Annotated in this window: 21 protein-coding genes; 6 read left to right on the top strand and 15 right to left on the bottom strand. The window is 33.8% G+C overall.

Annotation, left to right across the window (positions count from 1 at the left end):
• Positions 1–62 precede the first annotated feature (62 nt).
• The 9 genes from ASC72_RS04330 to ASC72_RS04290 form a co-directional block, all read right to left on the bottom strand.
• Positions 63–1208 carry a pyridoxal phosphate-dependent aminotransferase gene (locus ASC72_RS04330; protein ID WP_056187351.1) on the bottom strand — a complete coding sequence of 382 codons (1146 nt, stop codon included), beginning with the start codon at positions 1206–1208 and terminating at the stop codon, positions 63–65.
• A gap of 76 nt (positions 1209–1284) precedes the next feature.
• Entirely contained in the window at positions 1285–2124 is an 840-nt protein-coding gene (locus tag ASC72_RS04325; RefSeq protein WP_056187348.1) for a prephenate dehydratase, read from the bottom strand.
• A gap of 367 nt (positions 2125–2491) precedes the next feature.
• The gene (locus ASC72_RS04320) at positions 2492–2797 is read right to left on the bottom strand and encodes a helix-turn-helix domain-containing protein (protein ID WP_056187345.1); all 306 of its coding nucleotides are present in this window, start codon (positions 2795–2797) and stop codon (positions 2492–2494) included.
• Positions 2781–3128 (bottom strand): type II toxin-antitoxin system RelE/ParE family toxin, encoded by a 348-nt coding sequence (locus ASC72_RS04315; RefSeq protein ID WP_056187342.1) that lies wholly within the window; start codon positions 3126–3128, stop codon positions 2781–2783. Before ASC72_RS04315 ends, ASC72_RS04320 begins: the two co-directional genes overlap by 17 nt.
• A 112-nt stretch (positions 3129–3240) precedes the next feature.
• On the bottom strand, positions 3241–4410 hold the full coding sequence (locus tag ASC72_RS04310) for a DUF1501 domain-containing protein (protein ID WP_056187339.1): 1170 nt from the start codon (positions 4408–4410) through the stop codon (positions 3241–3243).
• Positions 4411–4422: 12 nt separating this feature from the next.
• Positions 4423–5820 (bottom strand): DUF1800 domain-containing protein, encoded by a 1398-nt coding sequence (locus ASC72_RS04305; protein ID WP_056187337.1) that lies wholly within the window; start codon positions 5818–5820, stop codon positions 4423–4425.
• A 524-nt stretch (positions 5821–6344) separates the two neighbouring features.
• Entirely contained in the window at positions 6345–8738 is a 2394-nt protein-coding gene (locus ASC72_RS04300; RefSeq protein WP_056187332.1) for a ribonucleoside-diphosphate reductase subunit alpha, read from the bottom strand.
• 252 nt (positions 8739–8990) lie between these two features.
• A complete protein-coding gene (locus ASC72_RS04295; protein WP_056187329.1) occupies positions 8991–9968 on the bottom strand; it encodes a ribonucleotide-diphosphate reductase subunit beta in 978 nt (325 codons plus the stop codon).
• A gap of 336 nt (positions 9969–10304) precedes the next feature.
• Positions 10305–10874: a DUF3109 family protein gene (locus ASC72_RS04290; RefSeq protein WP_056187326.1), complete on the bottom strand. Its 570-nt coding sequence runs from the start codon at positions 10872–10874 to the stop codon at positions 10305–10307.
• 389 nt (positions 10875–11263) lie between these two features.
• Here ASC72_RS04290 and ASC72_RS04285 point away from each other — a divergent pair, with 389 nt between their 5' ends.
• The 3 genes from ASC72_RS04285 (at position 11264) to ASC72_RS04275 (ending at position 12759) form a co-directional block, all read left to right on the top strand.
• Complete coding sequence (locus ASC72_RS04285) at positions 11264–11842, top strand: MarC family protein (RefSeq protein ID WP_056187324.1); 579 nt, start codon at positions 11264–11266, stop codon at positions 11840–11842.
• 106 nt (positions 11843–11948) lie between these two features.
• Positions 11949–12152 carry a hypothetical protein gene (locus ASC72_RS04280; protein WP_056187321.1) on the top strand — a complete coding sequence of 68 codons (204 nt, stop codon included), beginning with the start codon at positions 11949–11951 and terminating at the stop codon, positions 12150–12152.
• A 1-nt stretch (position 12153) separates the two neighbouring features.
• A complete protein-coding gene (locus ASC72_RS04275; protein ID WP_056187318.1) occupies positions 12154–12759 on the top strand; it encodes an FAD-dependent oxidoreductase in 606 nt (201 codons plus the stop codon).
• 195 nt (positions 12760–12954) lie between these two features.
• Here the strand turns inward: ASC72_RS04275 and ASC72_RS04270 are convergent, their stop codons facing one another.
• The 5 genes from ASC72_RS04270 to ASC72_RS04250 all read right to left on the bottom strand — a co-directional run bounded on the left by ASC72_RS04270 (position 12955) and on the right by ASC72_RS04250 (position 16341).
• Positions 12955–13272: a hypothetical protein gene (locus tag ASC72_RS04270; protein WP_056187315.1), complete on the bottom strand. Its 318-nt coding sequence runs from the start codon at positions 13270–13272 to the stop codon at positions 12955–12957.
• Positions 13273–13350: 78 nt separating this feature from the next.
• Positions 13351–13716, bottom strand: coding sequence for a nuclear transport factor 2 family protein (locus tag ASC72_RS04265; protein ID WP_056187313.1), 366 nt, complete (start codon positions 13714–13716; stop codon positions 13351–13353).
• A 16-nt stretch (positions 13717–13732) separates the two neighbouring features.
• Positions 13733–15310, bottom strand: a complete 1578-nt coding sequence (locus ASC72_RS04260; RefSeq protein ID WP_056187312.1) for a S41 family peptidase — start codon at positions 15308–15310, stop codon at positions 13733–13735.
• Positions 15311–15742: a dCMP deaminase family protein gene (locus tag ASC72_RS04255; protein ID WP_056187309.1), complete on the bottom strand. Its 432-nt coding sequence runs from the start codon at positions 15740–15742 to the stop codon at positions 15311–15313. It lies immediately after the preceding gene.
• A gap of 5 nt (positions 15743–15747) precedes the next feature.
• Positions 15748–16341 carry a HupE/UreJ family protein gene (locus tag ASC72_RS04250; RefSeq protein WP_056187306.1) on the bottom strand — a complete coding sequence of 198 codons (594 nt, stop codon included), beginning with the start codon at positions 16339–16341 and terminating at the stop codon, positions 15748–15750.
• Between the two features lie 172 nt (positions 16342–16513).
• Between ASC72_RS04250 and ASC72_RS04245 the strand changes: the two genes are divergently transcribed.
• Positions 16514–16945 (top strand): TerB family tellurite resistance protein, encoded by a 432-nt coding sequence (locus ASC72_RS04245; protein ID WP_056187303.1) that lies wholly within the window; start codon positions 16514–16516, stop codon positions 16943–16945.
• A 130-nt stretch (positions 16946–17075) separates the two neighbouring features.
• Here ASC72_RS04245 and fbp read toward each other — a convergent pair whose 3' ends face one another.
• Positions 17076–18080, bottom strand: a complete 1005-nt coding sequence (gene fbp / locus ASC72_RS04240) for a class 1 fructose-bisphosphatase (RefSeq protein WP_056187300.1) — start codon at positions 18078–18080, stop codon at positions 17076–17078.
• Positions 18081–18354: 274 nt separating this feature from the next.
• Here fbp and ASC72_RS04235 point away from each other — a divergent pair, with 274 nt between their 5' ends.
• The gene (locus tag ASC72_RS04235) at positions 18355–18843 is read left to right on the top strand and encodes a GNAT family N-acetyltransferase (protein ID WP_056187298.1); all 489 of its coding nucleotides are present in this window, start codon (positions 18355–18357) and stop codon (positions 18841–18843) included.
• Between the two features lie 138 nt (positions 18844–18981).
• On the top strand, positions 18982–20241 hold the full coding sequence (locus tag ASC72_RS04230; RefSeq protein ID WP_056187296.1) for an aspartate kinase: 1260 nt from the start codon (positions 18982–18984) through the stop codon (positions 20239–20241).
• Positions 20242–20323: the final 82 nt, after the last annotated feature.

Below are 20323 nucleotides of genomic sequence, written 5' to 3'. Positions count from 1 at the left end.
TTCCAACCTATTTAACCGCAAAGTTCGCAAAGGATTTACGCAAGGTTCGCAAAGTTTGAAATCTAAAATCTATCAATCGCCTCTTGTACTTTTTCTTCTTTCACACACAACGAGAATCTGATATATCCTTCTCCATTGCTTCCGAAGATTGTTCCCGGTGTAATGAAAATATGTTTCTCGTATAATATTTCGTCAATGAACTTCTCTGCTGATTCGATTCCTTCCGGTAATTTTGCCCAGACAAAAAGCCCAACGCCATCTTTATAAACTTTGCAGCCTAATTTTTCGGCAAGCTTTTCTGTTAATTCTCTTCGGCGTCTGTAAATTTTGTTTTGATCTTCAAACCATGATTTATCACAATTCAACGCCGCAACTGCACCTTTCTGGATTCCGTAGAACATACCGCTGTCCATATTACTCTTTACTTTCAGGACTGCATCAATAATTTCAGGATTTCCTAAAACCATTCCCACTCTCCAGCCGGCCATGTTGAAGGTTTTGCTTAATGAATTCAATTCTAAAGCCACTTCTTTCGCGCCTTCAACCTGCAATAAGCTCATCGGATTATCATTCAAAACAAAACTATACGGATTATCATTGACCAATAATATGTTATGTTTTTTAGCAAAAGCAACCAATTTTTCAAATAACGCTAAACTTCCTCTCGCCCCTGTTGGCATATGCGGATAGCCCAACCACATGATTTTTACTTTTGAAAGATCCAGTTTTTCTAAAGCTTCAAAATCCGGTTCCCAGGCGTTTTCTTCTTTCAGATCATAGTAAACCGGAACCGCTCCAACCAAATTGGTTACCGAAGTGTAGGTTGGATAACCTGGATTCGGAATCAAAACGTGATCACCTTCATTTAAAAAAGCTAACGAAATATGCATAATTCCTTCCTTAGAACCCATCAAAGGCAAAATCTCATTATTCGGATTTAATGCAACACCAAACTGATTCTGATAAAAATCTGCCATTCCCTTTCTCAATTCCGGTAATCCCTGATAGCTTTGATAACCGTGTCCGTTTTCATCTAGTATTGCAGCGGCAACCGCTTCAATTACTGCTTTCGACGGACTCAAATCAGGGCTTCCGATCCCCATATTGATGATAGATTTTCCTTCAGACTGCAGCTGACGAACTTCTCTCAATTTTGATGAGAAGTAGTATTCTTCAACTGTATCTAATCTTTTTGCTGTTGTAATCATTATTTTTTGCTTTAGGCTTTAAGCTGTATGCTTTAGGCTTTCTTTTGTTGACTTTTAAACTTTCGACTTTCAAACTTTAAGACTGACTCAAAGGTTTTGTGTTTTTATATTCTCCCAGAACTTTAAAATATTCTGCCATTATATTTAGTAATGTTTTGGCTTTTGCAAAATCTTCGTATTTTTCAAATGTTACATCTACGAAAAAGGAATATTTCCAGGGAGTTTCAATTTTTGGAAGCGACTGGATTTTTGTTAAATTCAGTTTGCAATCGCTCATTACATTCAGAACTGCCGCTAAACTTCCTCTTTTATGATCTAATTCAAATTTGATGGAAGCTCTGTTGATTTCGCTTTCCGGTAAAAATGAATTTTGTTTTTTGATGATCACAAAACGAGTCATATTGTTTTTGATAGTTTGAATTTCCGGAGCGATAATTTCTAAATCATACATTTCAGAAGCCGTTTTACTTGCAATTGCTGCAATTCCTGTCAATTGTTTTTCCTGAATTCTTCTGGCAGTTTCGGCCGTATCTTTATCCTCAACCAATTTGATGTTTGGATACTGCTTTAAGAAATCCATGCATTGTAATATTGCCATTGGATGTGAATGAACTTCTTTTATATCTTCAATTTTCTGACCTTTCAAAGCCATTAAATTTTGGTGAATGCTCAAATAATGTTCTCCAATGATGTGTAAATTATTCTTATCAATCAAAGCATAATTTGGAATAATTGGACCCGCAATCGAATTTTCAATCGCCATTACTGCCTGATCCGATTTTCCTGAAAGAAGGCTGTCGATTAATTCTTCAAAAGACAAACATTCATCAATAGCCACATTTTCAGAGAAATATTCATTCACTACCTGATGATGAAAAGAACCTTTTATACCTTGTATCGCAATTTTAGTTGTCATATATTCAAAAAAAAATCCTGATTTTCATCAGGATTGTATATTAGTTTTATTTGTCTTTTTAATTTTCTCAAATAACCATAGCACAATCCTCACTTCTACTAAAGAAGAAATAAAAAGAGTTGCTAAAATAAAAACGGTTAGATGCCATTTTGTTTGTGTTATTATTTAAATTCTCTGCGAATGTATAAATTATTTTTACCGCACCAAAAAAAATATTGCATTTTATGAAACAAAAAAGGATTTCTTAACAAAATCTACTGGTTTTGTAGGATAATTTAATAAATCGCTCTTAAAATGCGATTTAGGCAATTGGTTTTTAGTGAGGTACTGAGGTTCTGAGTTACTAAAGGGCTAAGATTGTAGAGATTTATAATCTAATAGACAGCTCTAAGCGCCCCTCCAAACCAATTTCTACTATTTTTTGAAGTGTAGAAAACCTGGCTTCTTTTACATTATTTTCAATCTTCGAAATATAAGATTTTGTTGTTCCTGCTTTTTCTGCAAGTTGTTCCTGAGTCATTCCTTTTTGAAGTCTTGCTTCATGAATCATTGCTCCAATTTTAAAATTTTCATAACCCGCTTCGAGTTCATCTCGTTTTGGTGTTCCAATTTTACCGTAGTGTTTTTCTTTAAACTGTTCTAAAGTGGTAATATTTTTACTTTTCGTTTTCATATTCCTTTTTGATTTTTAATGCTTTTTCAATTTCAAATTTTGGTGTCTTTTGAGTTTTCTTTTGAAATCCATTAGCCAATACAACCAATTTTCCATCATCAAAAAAACAAAAAATTCTAAAAATATCGCTTCCTTGCTGTACTCTAATTTCATAAAGTCCATCTGTATTCTCGATATATTTTAGATACGTTTCAGGAACTCTCTCCAATTCCTCAATTAAATCTATCGTCCAAACAATTTTAGCTCGAACCTTATCTCGTTGTTTTATGAAAAAATCTTCAAAATAATTATTAAAAAAAGTAACAGTCCTAATCTTTTGATTATTACTCATAAATGACAAATATATAAAAGTTGCTCTAAAGTGAAACTATCTAATTTTAAAATCTCACTATCAAAACAAATTTATAAGAAAAAAACTACATTTAAGAACTCTTTATAATTATTTATGAAAACAACCCAGAAACCGGTTTATTCCTAATCCCAATTTTAGAATAATCAAAATTCATTTTTTCTTTTAATAAAGAAGCATAAACACTTCTGAAATCAATCTCATGTTTTAAATCACCATTATCTAAGTCTGCCAAATTTGGATTATTTCCTAAAATCGTTCCTTTATTATTTCCTCCAATAATAAACATTGGGGCCGCAGTTCCGTGATCTGTACCGTTTCCGTTGTCTTTTACTCTTCTTCCAAATTCGGAGAATACAACAACGGTAACATTCTGCATCAATTGTGCTTGTTTTAAATCCTGATAAAAGCTATACAAGGCATCATTCAAATCGGTTAATTTTTTTTCGTGAATCGCAAGTTGATTGTCGTGCGTATCAAAACCGCCAAGTGACGTATAATATACTTTTGAATTTAAGTTCCCTTTTATCAATCGGGCAATCCATTCAAGGTTTTTGGATAATCCTGTCTTTGGATAACTGATTTCTGTTTTGGATTTTGCCAATGCTTTCTGGATTTCATCAGAACCTTCTATTACCGAATTAGCTATTTTTCGAACAAAATCTAATTGTGGATTATCAGACAAGGTTACATTTTCATCCTTATCTGATTTTACTTTAAATCGGTTTGGATCTTTTACCGTGATCGAATTTGGTTCAACACCTTTTAAAGCCAAATTATCTATAGAATCCAAATTTATTCCAGCTGTGACCTCGTGACCGTTGCACTGCAAATCTAAATATCTTCCTAACCAGCCTTCATTTATATATTTATTTGAGTCGGTTGCTGTTTGCCAAATTTCCTGACTGCGAAAATGGGAGCGAATGGGTTCCGGATATCCCACATTCTGAATTACGGTTAAATCTCCATTTTGCTGCATTTGGGCAAAATCTTTTAAGGAAGGATGAAATGCCATTCCCTTACTTTTTCCAATGACCACATCTTTATTCAGGGCAATTTTAGTTCTCAAATCATAGTATAACGGATTATCGTACGGAATAAAAGTATTCAATCCGTCATTTCCTCCATTCAATTGCACAAAAACAATGCACTGTTCGCCGGTTACCAAATTATTTTGTGAGCCAAAAGCGTGCAAAAAATCAGGAAGTACAAGCAGTCCGCCTGTGAGTGTTCCTGTTAATGTTAAAAAATTTCTTCTGTTCATAATTTCAGGTTTTTAAATCAACTGATATTCCGGCAATTTCGTGATGTAATTAAAGAGTCTCGCCACTGCAAAATTGGCGTGCTCGTCTTTTGGGTCAAAATCGTATTTCAGTAAATTCTCCATGTCTTTTTGCATTGCATCATTTACTTTGAACAACAACCTGTCTGACAATTCAGCGATAATGGTTTTATTATTTCCATCGGAATCAAAATCGATTTTTACATTGATTTTTTCGTATTCTGATTTTGGCTTTTCATTTTCAGAATTCATTGTATTTAAAACTCTTTTGGTGATATTTCTTCCGCTACAAAGCAAATCGGAAGTATTATTACGTTGCAGATAAATTTGCGAAGTCAGCCACGAATTTCCGCCGTCCCAACCTTTCACATTTATTTGATTGTACAAATCCATTCCTTGTTGTTTTAGAAAAAACAAAACCATGGTATCGTCCAGATCATCAACATGTAATTCCTCTAAAAGCTGCAAAATATAAACCAACGGATTTTTAATTTTAGTTCCCGAAGTGTCCTTTTTAAATTCTTCTGTAAAAATTTTAGTTAGTAGTGGCTGAATCTCAAACTTTACTTTTCTGAAATAATCTCCATAATAAGTCACCAAATCTTCTGGCGGATTATCATAAACAAACCATTTCAGGATTTTTCGGGTAATTAAATACGGAATGTTTTTCTGTTCAAAAATGATATCAACCAAATCATCGACTTTCCAGTTTCCGGTTTTACCGAAATAAGTCTTATCACTATTATCTTCTATATTTTTTTTATAAACTGCGCCATCATCTCCATAATTCAATCCAGCTAAAGCTTTTGCTCCTTCTTTTATGTCATTTTCAGAATAATTCCCAATTCCAATCGTGAATAATTCAAGTAATTCGCGACTTAGATTTTCATTATATTTACCTTTTTTATTATCGATATTATCTAAATACCGAACCATGGCATTTGATTTCACGATTTGCTTTGTTAATTCCTTGAAATTTCCAAAAGCATGTTCACGTAAAATCATATTGTGCTGATAAATCCAATAATTGACTTTTACTTTTTGCGAAGTTGATACGAAATGATTGTGCCAAAAACAAACCATACTCTCACGTAACGGAAATTCGTCATTTCGCATTTTAGCGATCCACCACTTTTTCAATTCTACATTTGAATAGTTTTCTTTTTTGAGAGCCTTCTTTTTGAATTCGGAGTCGGCATTTTTTATGGATTCGCGCAAAGCTTTGAGCTCAAGAAGTGTTTTAGGATCATCATCCAAAAAAGTAGGAAGTTGTTTGTCAAATTTTGAATCATAGGAATGTTTTAGAAATTTTTCTAATCCTAGTTTTTCAATTTTATCGGCTTCTTTACCGGAAAAACCCAATCGTAACGACCAAAGATTGCTTTTTTTCATAATTCAGAAATTATTACAATAAGACTTGACTTTCTTTTAAAGGTTTAAAGAGAAGGTGCTAAGTTTCTTAGATGCTAAGGAGCTAAGATTTTAAAAGGTCTTTGGTAATAATTAGAACGGGGAATTTTTGGAGATATTGTTTATTTTATATTCAGCAATCATAATCAAACATAGCCCGTGGTTTCAACCACGGGAGACGTATTGGGTAAACGTATTGTGTTCCCGTGGTTGAAACCACGGCTATGTTATTAGAAATTCATCTATGAATTCTTTCTTTTCATTAACATAAAGAAAATAATTGCCTTCTTTTTTTTGATCTTTAAGAAATTCTAATTTAATTTCGATGCAAGGAGTTGGAAGTGGAAATCCTTTTTTGTTTTTTCTTTAAAAATAAAAAAGATTGAAACGAAAAGCGGGAAATAGCTCCTAAAAAACAAAAAGCAGCTATCATTACAATAACTGCTTTCTATAAACGAAAGAATAAATCTTTTCTCTTTATTCTATTTTCTTTCTTCTAAAAAAAATTAAGACCCACACATCTCACAATCCTCTGGATCTGCGGCTTGTGCTTTTAGCAACATTGCTTTGTAGTCTTCAACACTGATTTCTTCTGTCTCTGCAACTAAAGATGGTGCTGTTTCTTCTTTTTTATCATTGTTCAATGTGAATTTAATCGCATCAACTGCTGATTTCGTTCTCAGGTAATACATTCCGGTTTTCAAACCTGATTGCCAAGCGTAGAAGTGCATTGACGTAAGTTTAGAATAGTTAGCATCCTGCATGAACAAGTTTAGTGATTGCGATTGGTCAATGAAATAACCTCTTTGGCGAGACATATCGATAATATCTTTCATCGACATTTCCCAAACCGTTTTGTATAATTCTTTCAAGTCTTGTGGGATGATGTCAATATTTTGAACAGATCCGTTATGACGCATAATTTCTTGTTTCAAATCTTCGTTCCACAAACCAAGTTTTACTAAGTCTTCCAGTAAATGTTTGTTTACGACGATAAATTCTCCAGACAATACACGACGCGTGTAAATGTTTGATGTATAAGGCTCGAAAGCTTCGTTGTTTCCAAGAATTTGCGAAGTCGAAGCAGTTGGCATTGGTGCAACTAACAATGAGTTACGAACTCCGTGTTCCATTACTTCTTTTCTTAATGAAGCCCAGTCCCAACGTCCTGATAATTCTTCATCTTTCATTCCCCACATATTGTATTGGAATTCTCCTTTAGACATTGGAGAACCTTCAAATGTAGAATATGGTCCTTCTTCTTTTGCCATTTCCATAGAAGCGGTTACAGCTGCGAAGTATAAAGTTTCGAAAATTTCCTGGTTTAAAGTTTTAGCCTCATCACTTGTAAAAGGCAAACGCAACATAATGAAAGCATCAGCCAAACCTTGCACACCCAATCCAACCGGACGGTGACGCATGTTTGAATTTTCAGCTTCTTTTACCGGGTAATAATTTCTGTCGATTACTTTGTTCAGGTTACGAGTTACACGTTTTGTAACATTGTAAAGTGCTTCGTGATCAAATTTTCCGTTATCAATGAACATTGGCAACGAAATAGAAGCCAGGTTACAAACCGCAATTTCATCTTTAGAAGTGTACTCCATAATCTCCGTACACAAGTTAGAAGAACGAATTGTTCCTAAATTCTTGTGGTTCGATTTACGGTTTGCTGCATCTTTGTACAACATATAAGGCGTTCCGGTTTCGATTTGTGATTCAAGGATTTTCTCCCATAATTCACGTGCACGAATGGTTTTTCTACCTTTTCCTCTAAATTCGTAATCGATATATAAAGCTTCGAATTCATCTCCGTAAACATCATACAAACCAGGACATTCGTTCGGACACATTAAAGTCCACGTTGTATCTTCCTGTACACGTTTCATGAATAAATCTGAAGTCCACATTGCGAAGAATAAATCTCTCGCACGCATTTCTTCTTTTCCTGTGTTTTTCTTTAAATCCAAAAAATCAAAGATATCAGCGTGCCAGGTCTCGATGTAAATCGCAAAACTTCCTTTACGTTTTCCACCACCCTGATCTACGTAACGCGCGGTATCATTGAAAACTCTCAACATCGGAACAATTCCGTTTGAAGTTCCGTTTGTACCACGAATATAAGATCCGGTTGCACGAACATTATGAATAGAAAGACCAATTCCTCCCGCTGATTGCGAGATTTTAGCCGTTTGTTTTAAAGTATCGTAAATACCATCAATACTATCATCCTGCATTGCCAAAAGGAAACAAGAAGACATTTGAGGTTTTGGAGTTCCGGCATTAAACAACGTTGGCGTTGCATGCGTAAAAAACTTTTTAGACATTAAGTCGTAAGTTTCAATTACCGATTTTAAATCGTCCAAGTGAATACCAACCGAAACACGCATCAACATATGTTGTGGTCTTTCTACGATTTTTCCGTTTATTTTAAGCAAATACGAACGCTCTAAGGTTTTGAAACCAAAGTAATCATAATTGAAATCTCTTGTATAAATAATATGAGAATCTAAAAACGCAGCATTTTCCTGAATCACATTAAATACTTCATCGGAAAGTAATGGCGCTTCTTGTCCATTTCTTGGATTTACGTAGTGATACATATCTTTCATCGTTTCTGAGAAAGATTTTTTTGTATTTGAATGTAGATTTGAAATTGCCACACGCGCTGCCAATTGAGCATAATCAGGATGCGCAATAGTCATAGAAGCCGCCGTTTCTGCCGCAAGATTATCCAGTTCAGAAGTAGAAACCCCGTCATACAATCCCTCGATAACTCTCATGGCTACCTTAACAGGATCTACAAGTTCATTCAAGCCGTAACACAACTTTTTGATTCTTTCTGTAATCTTATCAAACATTACGGGCTCTTTGTGGCCATCTCTTTTTACTACATACATAAGCTTACTATTTTAATTATTGAAAAAATGAAAGACACTAGAAAAACGAATTCCAGCACTTAAACATTGCGTGTTTTTAAATTATTTTTTGAGAATTATCAAATCCTCAATAGTTGTCTGCTCCCAACCTATAAAATAGATCGAAAATGCAAAAAAATTGTTACTGAATCTACGATTTGGGAAAGAGATCCAATCTTAAAAAAATGATTTTATTCTTTTAGCGTTTTTGGGGTCGCTAAAATATTTTGTTGTCTAAAAATCTGCGTCAAATGAAATTTTCTGAGCATCGCTGTCTGTATTCATCACACCAGATTTTTGATACTCGGCAACACGTTTTTCAAAGAAATTAGTTTTTCCCTGAAGAGAGATCATATCCATGAAATCAAACGGATTCGCTGATCCATACACACGTTCACAACCTAATTCTACTAACAATCTGTCTGCAACAAATTCTAGGTATTGTGTCATTAAAACTGCATTCATCCCAATCAAACTTACCGGTAGCGATTCTGTTACAAATTCTCTTTCGATATCTAAAGCATCAACAATGATTTCTTTAATTCTGTCTTTTGGAACTTTGTTAATCAAGTGATGATTGTGCAAGTGAACTGCAAAATCACAATGTACGCCTTCGTCACGAGAAATCAACTCATTAGAAAAAGTTAAACCTGGCATTAATCCACGTTTTTTCAACCAATAAATAGAACAAAAAGCACCTGAGAAGAAAATACCTTCAACAGCAGCAAAAGCAATTAATCTTTCAGCAAACGAGTCAGATTCTATCCATTTTAAAGCCCAGTCTGCTTTTTTTCTAATAGCCGGAAAAACTTCCAAAGCATTAAACAATTCTGCTTTTTCTGCTTCATCTTTCACATAAGTGTCAATCAATAATGAATATGTTTCACTATGAATGTTCTCCATCATAATTTGGAAACCATAGAAAAACTTCGCTTCAGCATATTGTACCTCATTTACAAAATTCTCAGCAAGATTTTCATTTACGATTCCATCAGATGCAGCAAAGAATGCTAAAATGTGTTTGATGAAATATCTTTCGTCGTCACTTAACTTATTATTCCAGTCTGTCAAATCCTGGTGTAAGTCGATTTCTTCCGCAGTCCAAAAACTAGCTTCCATCTTTTTGTACCATTCCCAAATATCATGATGTTTGATAGGAAAAATAACGAAACGATTTTTATTTTCTTGTAATATTGGTTCGACTTGTGACATGACAGTTTTATTTAATTTTTATGCTGAATTTTTACTTATTCAGAACGATTACAAAGATTGTCATTTGTAGCCAAAAATGAAAGCCAAACTTATTCACAATTCGACGTAGTTTTTAACAACGCAGGAAAAATGAGATATTTTTCAGACAATAATTAAATATTTGTAAATGAGACATTTAATATAGTCACCTATACTTAAAACCCCTGTAAAATATAGACTTTTTAGAATAAAAAGCAAGAAATTCCAATTGTTTTTAAAAAGTTTTTTTTGAGTTAAAACTTTATTTTTTGAGTCAAAATATATCCTTGAAAAGATGTAATTAGAACACTTATTTTATTAAGAATTTCTAAGCTCTTCCGCTACTTTTTCAAGCTCCATATACCAGTCTTCACCAAAGCGGCGAATCAAAGCTTCTTTCACAAATTTATACACCGGAACTTCCAATTCTTTTCCTAAAGAACAGGCATCATCACAAATATCCCATTTGTCATAATTCACCGCGGCAAACTCCGTAAAGTCTTTCACTCGGATAGGATATAGATGACAAGAAACTGGTTTTTTCCAATCTACGATTCCCTGATTGTACGCTTGCTCAATTCCGCAAAGGGCCGTTTTTCCGTCGAAAATAACGTAAGCGCAATCTTTTTCGTCTATTAATGGCGTTTCAAGATCACCGTCCGTTCCTTTTACCCAGGTTCCTTGTGCCTCGATCGCTGCAATTCCTTCTTTTCGTAAAAAAGGTTTTACTTTCGGGTAAATCTCTTCCAGAATTTTGGTTTCTGCTTCGCTTAAAGGCGCACCCGCATCTCCGTCAACACAGCAGGCTCCTTTACAAGCTGACAAGTTGCACACAAATTCTTTTTCAAGAATATCTTCTGAAATAATGGTTTTCCCTAATTGAAACATGATAATAAAGTACTGTAATTTATAAAGTGCAAAGATAGTCAAAGAAAACAGATGAAATGGGATTTAATTTTACTGCGTAATTGGTTAGATTTTACCGCATAAATTCTACCACAGAGTTGCACAGAGTTTTTCACAGAGATCCACAAAGATTCATTATGCTTTGCGAAAAATTTAAACCCCAAAAACTTTATTAACTCTAAAAAATTACAACTCTGCGAAACTCTGTGAAAAACTTTGTGAATCTCTGTGGTAAAGCTATCGATTGTTACAAATATCACTTTTTTAATACTTAAAACATGTTTTTATAACAAAAGTGTATTGCATTCAAAAAACGCCTATCTTTATTATCTACCTTTGCAAAAATTTTAAACCCTTAAAATCAAAGTAGTATGTTAGAAATCGACTTTAAAGAAATTATTACTGTTGGAATGGTACTTTTTGCTGTAATTGATATTGTAGGATCTATTCCGATCATTGTCAATTTAAGAGCGAAAGTGGGACATATTGAATCTGAAAAAGCTTCGATTGTAGCCGGACTAATTATGATTGTTTTTCTTTTTGTTGGAGAAGGTTTGCTAAATCTGATCGGAATTGATGTGCATTCGTTTGCCGTTGCCGGTTCTTTTGTATTGTTCTTTCTGGCTTTGGAAATGATTTTAGGAATCAGAATCTATCGTGATGAAGAACCAGGTTCGGCCTCTATTGTTCCATTGGCTTTTCCATTAATTGCAGGAGCAGGAACGATGACTACTTTACTTTCACTTCGATCTCAATTTCATACGATCAATATTATTATTGCCATTTTATTGAATATTATCTTAGTATATATCGTTTTAAAATCCTCAAAAAAAATAGAAAATTTATTAGGAGAAAACGGACTTGGCGTAGTGCGCAAGACATTTGGAGTCATACTTTTAGCAATTGCTGTTAAATTATTCGCTGCTAATGTTAAAGGTTTGTTCGTCTAACGGATATTTTTATAAATTTACCCCATAAAATTTCTAAAATAGAACTTTTAACAAATTGCATATACTTAAAAGTTTTAGTTTAATTTTTAGACAAACAAACAACCCTATGAAAATCTTTACTTCAATCTTAGTGCTTTTAGCATTAGCTTTAATTGTTTTTAATATTACGCAATTAGACTTCAAAAATCCTTTTCAGGGAGATAGCGGTGTTGCGCTTATTGGAATAGCGGCTGCGTTTTGTGCAGTATTGATTCTTTTGATTTTTAGAATTTCAAAAAGAATTGAAGAAAAAATGCACGACAACAGATAATATGTTTGATGTTCTAATTATTGGCGGAGGCGTATCGGGCATGTCTTGTGCTCTCGTTTTAGGTTCTGCCAAAAACAAAGCTTTTGTTACCGATAAAAAAATCGGAATCTTTACCCATCAAAAGAATTCTTCTTTACAAGAAGCAATCTTCTATAATGCATACGGAATAACACCAGGTAAATTAGGCTCCGAACTACTTGTAGAAAGTACTCAGGATTTAGCCATGACTTATCCGCATATTGCTCAAATCCCAAATGAAAAAGTGGTTACAGTTGAAGGCTCTTATCCTGAATTTATTGTAATTACAAACAAAAACTCATACAAAACTAAAAGTATTGTTATCGGAATTGGTTCTGCCAATACTTTCGATATTGAAGGTTTAATGCAATTTATTGAACCTCACAAAAAAGCACTTCCCGAAAAACAACGTATTCAGCTTAAAAACGACGATCATAAAGTAGCCGAAGGAATTTATGTTATTGGAACTTTAGCCGGCTGGAGAAGTCAATTAGCCATTGCTGCCGGAAGCGGCGCAGCTGTTGCTACAGATATTCTGACTTTATGGAATAATGGTGTTCAGACTCATGCTCACGATAGTATTCGATAATATTTAAAAACATTAAATTTTTATTTTTACCATTAAGATATTAAGTATATTAAGCTTTGGTTTGAATAACCTAATGCTGAAAATCAAAAAACATAAACTTTCATAAAAAATTAAACCATTAAGACATTAAGAAAATTAGCCGCATAGCTTAATAAACTTAATATCTTAATGGTTCAAAAAAATTATGTTTAGTTTTTACTTAACCGAGACAATCTCAGTTACCTTGATATGTTTTTCATCATCTGTTTTCCAGATTTCTCCTTTTACAGAAACATTATCTCCAATTTTTAATTGTTTGTAGTTTTGTGGTCCGCCGACATTTACAATACTGATTGTGGCAAAATAAACTTCTTTTGTAGCTGTAGAAATTTTAGCAGTATAACCGTCTTTCCCTGCTTCTATTAAATCTACTTTACCGGTAACAGTATTTACATTATTATCTTTCATAGTTTTACAAGAAATTACAAAAGTCATTAAAACGAATAGAAAGCTTATTTTTTTTAGATTTTTCATGTTGATAGTTTAACTGCAAAGTTCACCAGGTTTTATACTAAGGTTCGCTAAGTTATATTTAAATTATTATTAATTATTCTATTGTAATTGAATACAGCTTCCTGCAATAACTTTTAGACTTTCTTCGAATTGTTTCCATACTCTGATGTATCGAAAAGCACCATTTATAGGATTATTATCGAATGCTCCTTTTAATGAAACTGTAACCACAACCACAGCCGTATCGTCAATTAGATTTATAATTTGATCTGAAGCTTCAAGTGCATCAACTTTCATTTTTCCAGATCGATAGGAAGCCAAATCAAATTCTTTCGTAATGGTATTTCCATCGGGTAAATTGAAAAGTAAATCTTCGTGAAGGATTTTTTCCAAAACCGAAACATTAGTATTTTTAATGGCTGTCAAAAGTTCTATCTCAGCATTTACAACGGCTTCTATTTTCATCTTAAAAAGTTTAGCGTTATTTTTTCGGATTCTGAACTGCTTTAATCATCACATCTTCTTTCAAAATCACATCGTAGTAATAGATTTCACCGTACAATTGTCTGGCAAATTCGGCAGTGATATAACGATTCACCAAAGCTTTGGTTTTGTCTAATTTCAAATCCAAACCCGTCATGAAAATATAGTTTTTGAATTTCTTGAAATAGACATCCGAGTTTTTCATTTCGGTCAAAAAGGCATTAAATTTAAGTCCGGTAAAAGCTTTTCGGTTTTTATCCAATTCTTCAAAAACAAAATGTCCTACTACCCCAGTTTGAAGTAAATATCCAACATTTTCATTTCCGTGCTCTGCTTCCATCGGAACAAAAACATCAGGAACAATTCCGCCACCGCCGTATACGATTTTACCTTTTGGTGTTTTAAATTTTAATGAATCCGCTACTTTTATACTGTCTTTGGCATAAAGCTCTCCCGATTTTATACGAGACTCTGATTCTTTAAAATATTCTTCATTTCCTTTTTTATAAGGCTTTTGAATTGATCTTCCGGTTGGCGTATAATATCTCGCCACTGTTAATCGTACTGCAGATCCGTCGTTGAAATCCATTTCACGCTGTACTAAACCTTTCCCAAAAGAACGGCGTCCCACAATAATTCCGCGATCGTTATCTTGCAATGCTCCTGCCAGAATTTCACTTGCAGAGGCACTGTTTTCATTAATCAAAACATAAACTTTTCCGGTTTCAAAACTTCCGGCTTTTGTCGCATACGTTTTTTCAGTTGTTCCGTTTTTATTTTTGGTAAAAACAATTAGCTGTTTGTCTTTCAAAAACTCATCGGCAATGGCCACAGCTTCTTCCATATAACCGCCACCGTTATCACGAAGATCGATTACAAGTGACTGGATTCCGCTTTGTTTTAATCTTGTCAAACCGGTCTTGAATTCATTAAAAGTAGTTTCAGCAAAACGATTGATTTTAATGTAACCTGTATTATTTCCAAGCAACAAAGAAGCATCGACACTTTTTATCGGAATAATATCTCTTTTGACTTTAAATTTCAGTTTCTTTTGTTCTGATTTTCTAAAAACGGTTAATTCTATTTCTGAACCCTGCAAACCTTTTAATTTGGAGAACAAACTATCTGAAGGCAACTTTCTGCCAAATAATTTCGTTTTTCCGGCAAATAAAATTCGGTCTCCGGATTTTATTCCGGCTTTCGCCGAAGGTCCGTTTTCAATTGGTTTTATAATCGCAACTGAATCTTTATACATATAAAAATTAATTCCGATTCCAACGAAATCACCTTTCATGCTTTCGGCCACTTCTGCCTGTTCGCTTGGCGGAATGTATACAGAATGCGGATCTAATTTGGATAAAATATTATCAACTGTCAGGTTTACAATTGAATCTGTATTGATACTGTCGACATATTCATTATTAATAAAATCGATCAGTTTATTCAGTTTGGTTTTGGAGTAATTTTTAGCCAAAAGACCATCATCAACGGGAGCATTCATCAGGCTTCCGAGGACAGTTCCGAGAGCAAAAGTCGCTCCGATCACGATTGGCAAATATTTCGAATTAAATTTCATTTACTCTTCTAAAACAGGAATATGTTCGACTTCGACACCTGCTTTTAATAAAAATTGAATTCCGGAATCATCGCGATATCCGTTTTGGTAAACCACTCTCTTGATCCCCGACTGATGTATTAATTTACTACATTCTTTACAGGGCGAAAGTGTAATATATAAAGTGGCACCTTCACAAGATTGTGTCGATCTGGCCACTTTTAGAATTGCATTTGCTTCGGCATGGAGAACTTCCCAGCGGGTTAATCCTTCTTCGTCTTCGCAGCAATTTTCAAATCCGGATGGTGTTCCATTATAACCGTCAGAAATAATCATTCGGTCTTTTACGATAATGGCACCAACCTGTTTACGTTTACAATAAGAGAGTGCGCCCCATTCCTTGGCAATACGAAGGTACGCTTTATCGTACTTATTTATTTTTTTTAAGTCCATTTATTTTATCTGTTCCAAATTGGGCTTTCAATAATCATCGGAACCACAACTCCGATAATAAAAGCCGACATTACAAGTGCCCAGTCGCGTTTAGAAAAACGAAACACGGTTTGCACAATATAGGATAGTATCAAAACCACAAAAACCACAATTAACTGCGCTACTTCAATTCCTAATGCAAATTCGCCTAAAGGTAATAATTTTGAGCTTGGCGAACCACCTAAAATGGTTTTAAAATAGTTAGAAAAACCAAGTCCGTGTATGATTCCGAAAAACAGCGTCACCATAAAAATTAAATTTACGCCTTCGTTTTTAGTTGCTTTTCCTGCGGTAAAAAGATGATATACTGCGGTTATTAAAATGGTAATCGGAATTAAAAATTCCACAATATTTACTTTTATAGCAATGATTCCAAAAACAGAAAGCAATAAAGCCAACGTATGGCCGATTGTAAAAAGAGAAACTAAAAGTAAAATGCGTTTCCAGTCTTTAAACAAATACGGGATCGTTAAAGCGATTAAAAAAAGAACGTGATCGTAAGCGTGGATATCTAAAACGTGTTTTAATCCTATCTGAAAATAAATCCAAAATTCTGACATAGGGGTAATGGTATTAATTGATTAAGGGGTTGTAAACTTACGATTTATTTTGAAAATTAAAGAAACCCCTGATATTAAATCAACGCAGAAAAATAAGTTAAATTTTATGAGAAATTTAAAATCGTTAAATTAAAATAAGATTTATATTTGCGTGATATAAAACTCTATAATTATGTCATTTTCAGATTTATTTGATAGCGAATTTAAACAAAGAAATAAAGGTCACTTTTCAGCTATTGTTCGTGTAGCTTTAGCAGACGGAATTGTGCACCCTGAAGAAAAGAATTTCTTAGACAAATTAGCTGCCCGTTTAGAAATTTCAGAAACTGAATACGAAGAAATTCTTAACGACCCATTAAAATACCCAATTAATCCTCCTTATTTACACGTACAGCGTTTAGAACGTTTGTATGATTTAACAAGAATGGTCCATGTTGATCATCATCTTGAAGATCAGCAAGAAGTGATGTTGAGAAAATTAGGTATTGCGTTAGGATTTACTCCAAGCAACGTAAACTATATAATCGCAAAAGCGTTGTCATTAGTAGACAAAAAAGTTGACGCAGATACTTTTGTTTACGAAATGCAGCACATGCATAAATAGGATTCGATTTAGGCTCCGTTTACAATTTTTGAACGGAATAAAACCAGAATCAAAATTAAACTATAATATAAACCCGACAAATTTTAAAATCTGTCGGGTTTGCTATTTATACTCAAAACTGAGACTAAAATTACTCAGCCGCCATAAACTCTTCCGCTTTCTCTACCATATTATAACTTCCACAGAAAAACGGAACCCTTTGATGCAATTCAGTTGGCAGGATTTCCATAATTCTTCCAAAACCATCTGTTGCTTTTCCTCCTGCCTGTTCAGCAATAAAGGCCATCGGGTTACATTCATATAATAAACGCAGTTTTCCTTTTGGTGCTTTTGAACTTGTCGGATAAATATAAATTCCGCCTTTGATCATATTTCGATGAAAATCTGACACCAAACTTCCAATGTATCTTGAAGTATAAGGTCGGTCATCTTCTTCACGCTGACAATATTTAATGTAATTTTTTACTCCCTGTGGAAAATGAACATAGTTCCCTTCGTTTACCGAATAAATATGCCCGTCTTTTGGAAATTGCATATTTGGATGTGAAAGGTAAAATGTTCCGATTGCCGGATTCAATGTAAAACCATTTACGCCATGTCCGGTTGTATAAACCAACATTGTCGATGTTCCATAAATTACATAACCTGCTGCTACCTGATTGATTCCCGGTTGTAAAAAATCCTCGCTTGTTACCGGAGTTCCAATTGGAGTTATTCTTCTAAAAACAGAAAAAATAGTTCCCAAAGAAACATTTACATCAATGTTTGAAGATCCGTCAAGCGGATCCATTAAGATCACGTACTTATTATTATGACTGTTGTCGCTCCCCTGAACAGTTATAAAATCGTCGTTTTCTTCTGAAGCAATTCCACAGACAATCTCACGGTTTATTAACGTCTGGATAAATACTTCGTTGGCATACACATCTAATTTTTGCTGGTCTTCGCCCTGAATATTTTGTTCGCCAGCGGCGCCAATAATATCGACTAATCCAGCCTTGTTTACTTTATAGTTGACAACCTTTGCCGCCAAACGAATAGAGTTGATAATTCGGGAAAGCTCCCCCGACGAATACTGAAATGCTTTTTGGTTCTCAATAATAAACTCTCCCAGTGTTTTATTGCGTTCTTCCATTGCTATATCGTTATAGTTTTAATTTTAAGTCACAAATATCGCTTATTTTGTGAGAATGATTTAAAAATTATTTTGTTAGTTTGCTACTATTGTATATTTGCTAATTAAAAGCGGAAAGAACGCTGTAATACCAAAAAAATTTAGCTAATAAATACATAATAATAAGAATACATGAAATTGCCCCTCATAAAAAGCTTCTGAAAACAAAGCGTTTTAAAAATCAGGACAGGGCATCTCACAAAATTGGATTAAAGAAATAAATTTTTAAATAAATATGAATATTAGAAAAGGGAATCCTGAAGACATGAAATCAGTTTTAGGATTGATACAGGAGTTGGCAATATTCGAAAAAGAACCGGAAGCAGTTGTAATAACAGAAGAAGATTTAGTACGCGATGGCTTTGGTGAAAAACCATTATTTCATGTCTTTGTTGCAGAGATTGAAAATGATGACAAACAGAAAGAAATTGTTGGAATCGCATTATACTATTATCGTTACTCAACCTGGAAAGGAAAAACAATTCATCTTGAAGATTTAATTGTAAAAGAAAAAATGCGTGGTACAGGTTTAGGATCTGCCCTTTATGCTGAAATTATGCAACAAGGAAAAAGAGATAATGTGAGAAGAATTGAATGGAACGTTTTAGACTGGAATACACCGGCAGTTAATTTTTATAAGAATTCAGGCGCAAGAATTCTTGACGGATGGCAAGTGGTTCAAATGGATGAAGCCGGAATTAATTCGTTTTTACAGAAATTATAAAAAATATTTTGCCACAGATTAAATGATTTTCACTGATTTTAAAAATCATTCTAATCTTAATAATCTGTGGCAAAAAAAATAAAAGGACACTAGATTTCATTTAATCTGAAATCTAAAATTAAAAATCTAAAATTAAAAATGAGAGTATTTAAATTTGGTGGTGCATCCGTAAAAGATGCAGATGGAATTAAAAACGTTTATGACGTTTTACAAAAAGTGGGGTATGAAGATGTAATTTTGGTGGTTTCGGCAATGGGAAAAACCACAAATGCTCTTGAAGTTGTGATCAAGAATTACTTTGATAAATCGGCAGAGTTGAATTCGTCTGTGCAGGAAATCAAAAAATATCACAATCAAATATTGCTAGATTTGTTTGAGGATGAAAAACATGCTGTTTTTGCGTCTGTAAAAGATCAATTCTCTGAATTAGAATACTTTTTGGCACATAATAAATCTCCAAATTACAATTTTGTTTACGATCAGATTGTGAGTTTTGGCGAATTGATTTCGACTACAATTCTAAGTCATTTCATGAATTTCATGGGCATTAAAACGCAATGGCTGGATGTTCGTAATTTCATCAAAACCAATGCAAATTACAGAGATGCTGAAGTGGATTGGGAAATTACCCAACAAAACATCAGTAAAAATGTACCAAGAAAACAATTAAACATCACACAGGGATTTTTAGGTGCTGATGAAAACAATTTCACAACCACTTTAGGCCGTGAAGGTTCTGATTATACTGCGGGAATTTTTGCTTATTGCTTAAATGCCGAAAGTGTAACGATCTGGAAAGACGTTCCCGGAGTTATGAATGCCGATCCGCGTTATTTTGAAAATGCGAGTTTGTTAAACCAGATTTCGTATCGTGAAGCGATCGAATTGGCTTTTTACGGTGCAACGGTAATTCACCCAAAAACACTACAACCTTTACAGAAAAAAGAAATTCCTTTGTATGTAAAGTCATTTATCAATCCATTATTAAAAGGAACCTGCGTTTCTAAAGGTGTTGATCTTGAGCCACAATACCCTTGTTTTATCGTAAAAAGAAATCAGCTTTTGATTTCGCTTTCGTCTATAGATTTCTCTTTCATTATGGAAGAAAACATCAGTGAGATTTTTGCTTTGTTTCATGAATTTAAAATTAAAGTAAACTTAATTCAGAATTCAGCGATTAGTTTTTCTGTTTGTGTAGAAGATAAATTTGAGAATTTCAATGAACTGAACGCAATACTTTCGAAAAAATTTAAAGTTGATTATAACGAACATGTTACTTTATATACGATTCGTCATTTTACAGAACAAGCTGCACAAACTGTTGAAGACAATAAAGAGGTTTTACTAAAACAAGTAAGCCGCGAAACCATGCAGATTGTTACTAAAGAACTAAATTAGTTTTAGACAGGTTATATTATTAAATTCAGCATAAAAAATAAAGGTCTCACCAAAAAGTGAGACCTTTATTTTTTCAATCAGC

The sequence above is a fragment of the Flavobacterium sp. Root420 genome (assembly GCF_001427905.1).
In the GTDB taxonomy this organism is placed as follows: domain Bacteria; phylum Bacteroidota; class Bacteroidia; order Flavobacteriales; family Flavobacteriaceae; genus Flavobacterium.
Note: the sequence above shows the minus strand (reverse complement) of the source record. Positions and strands in the feature narration are given on the sequence as shown.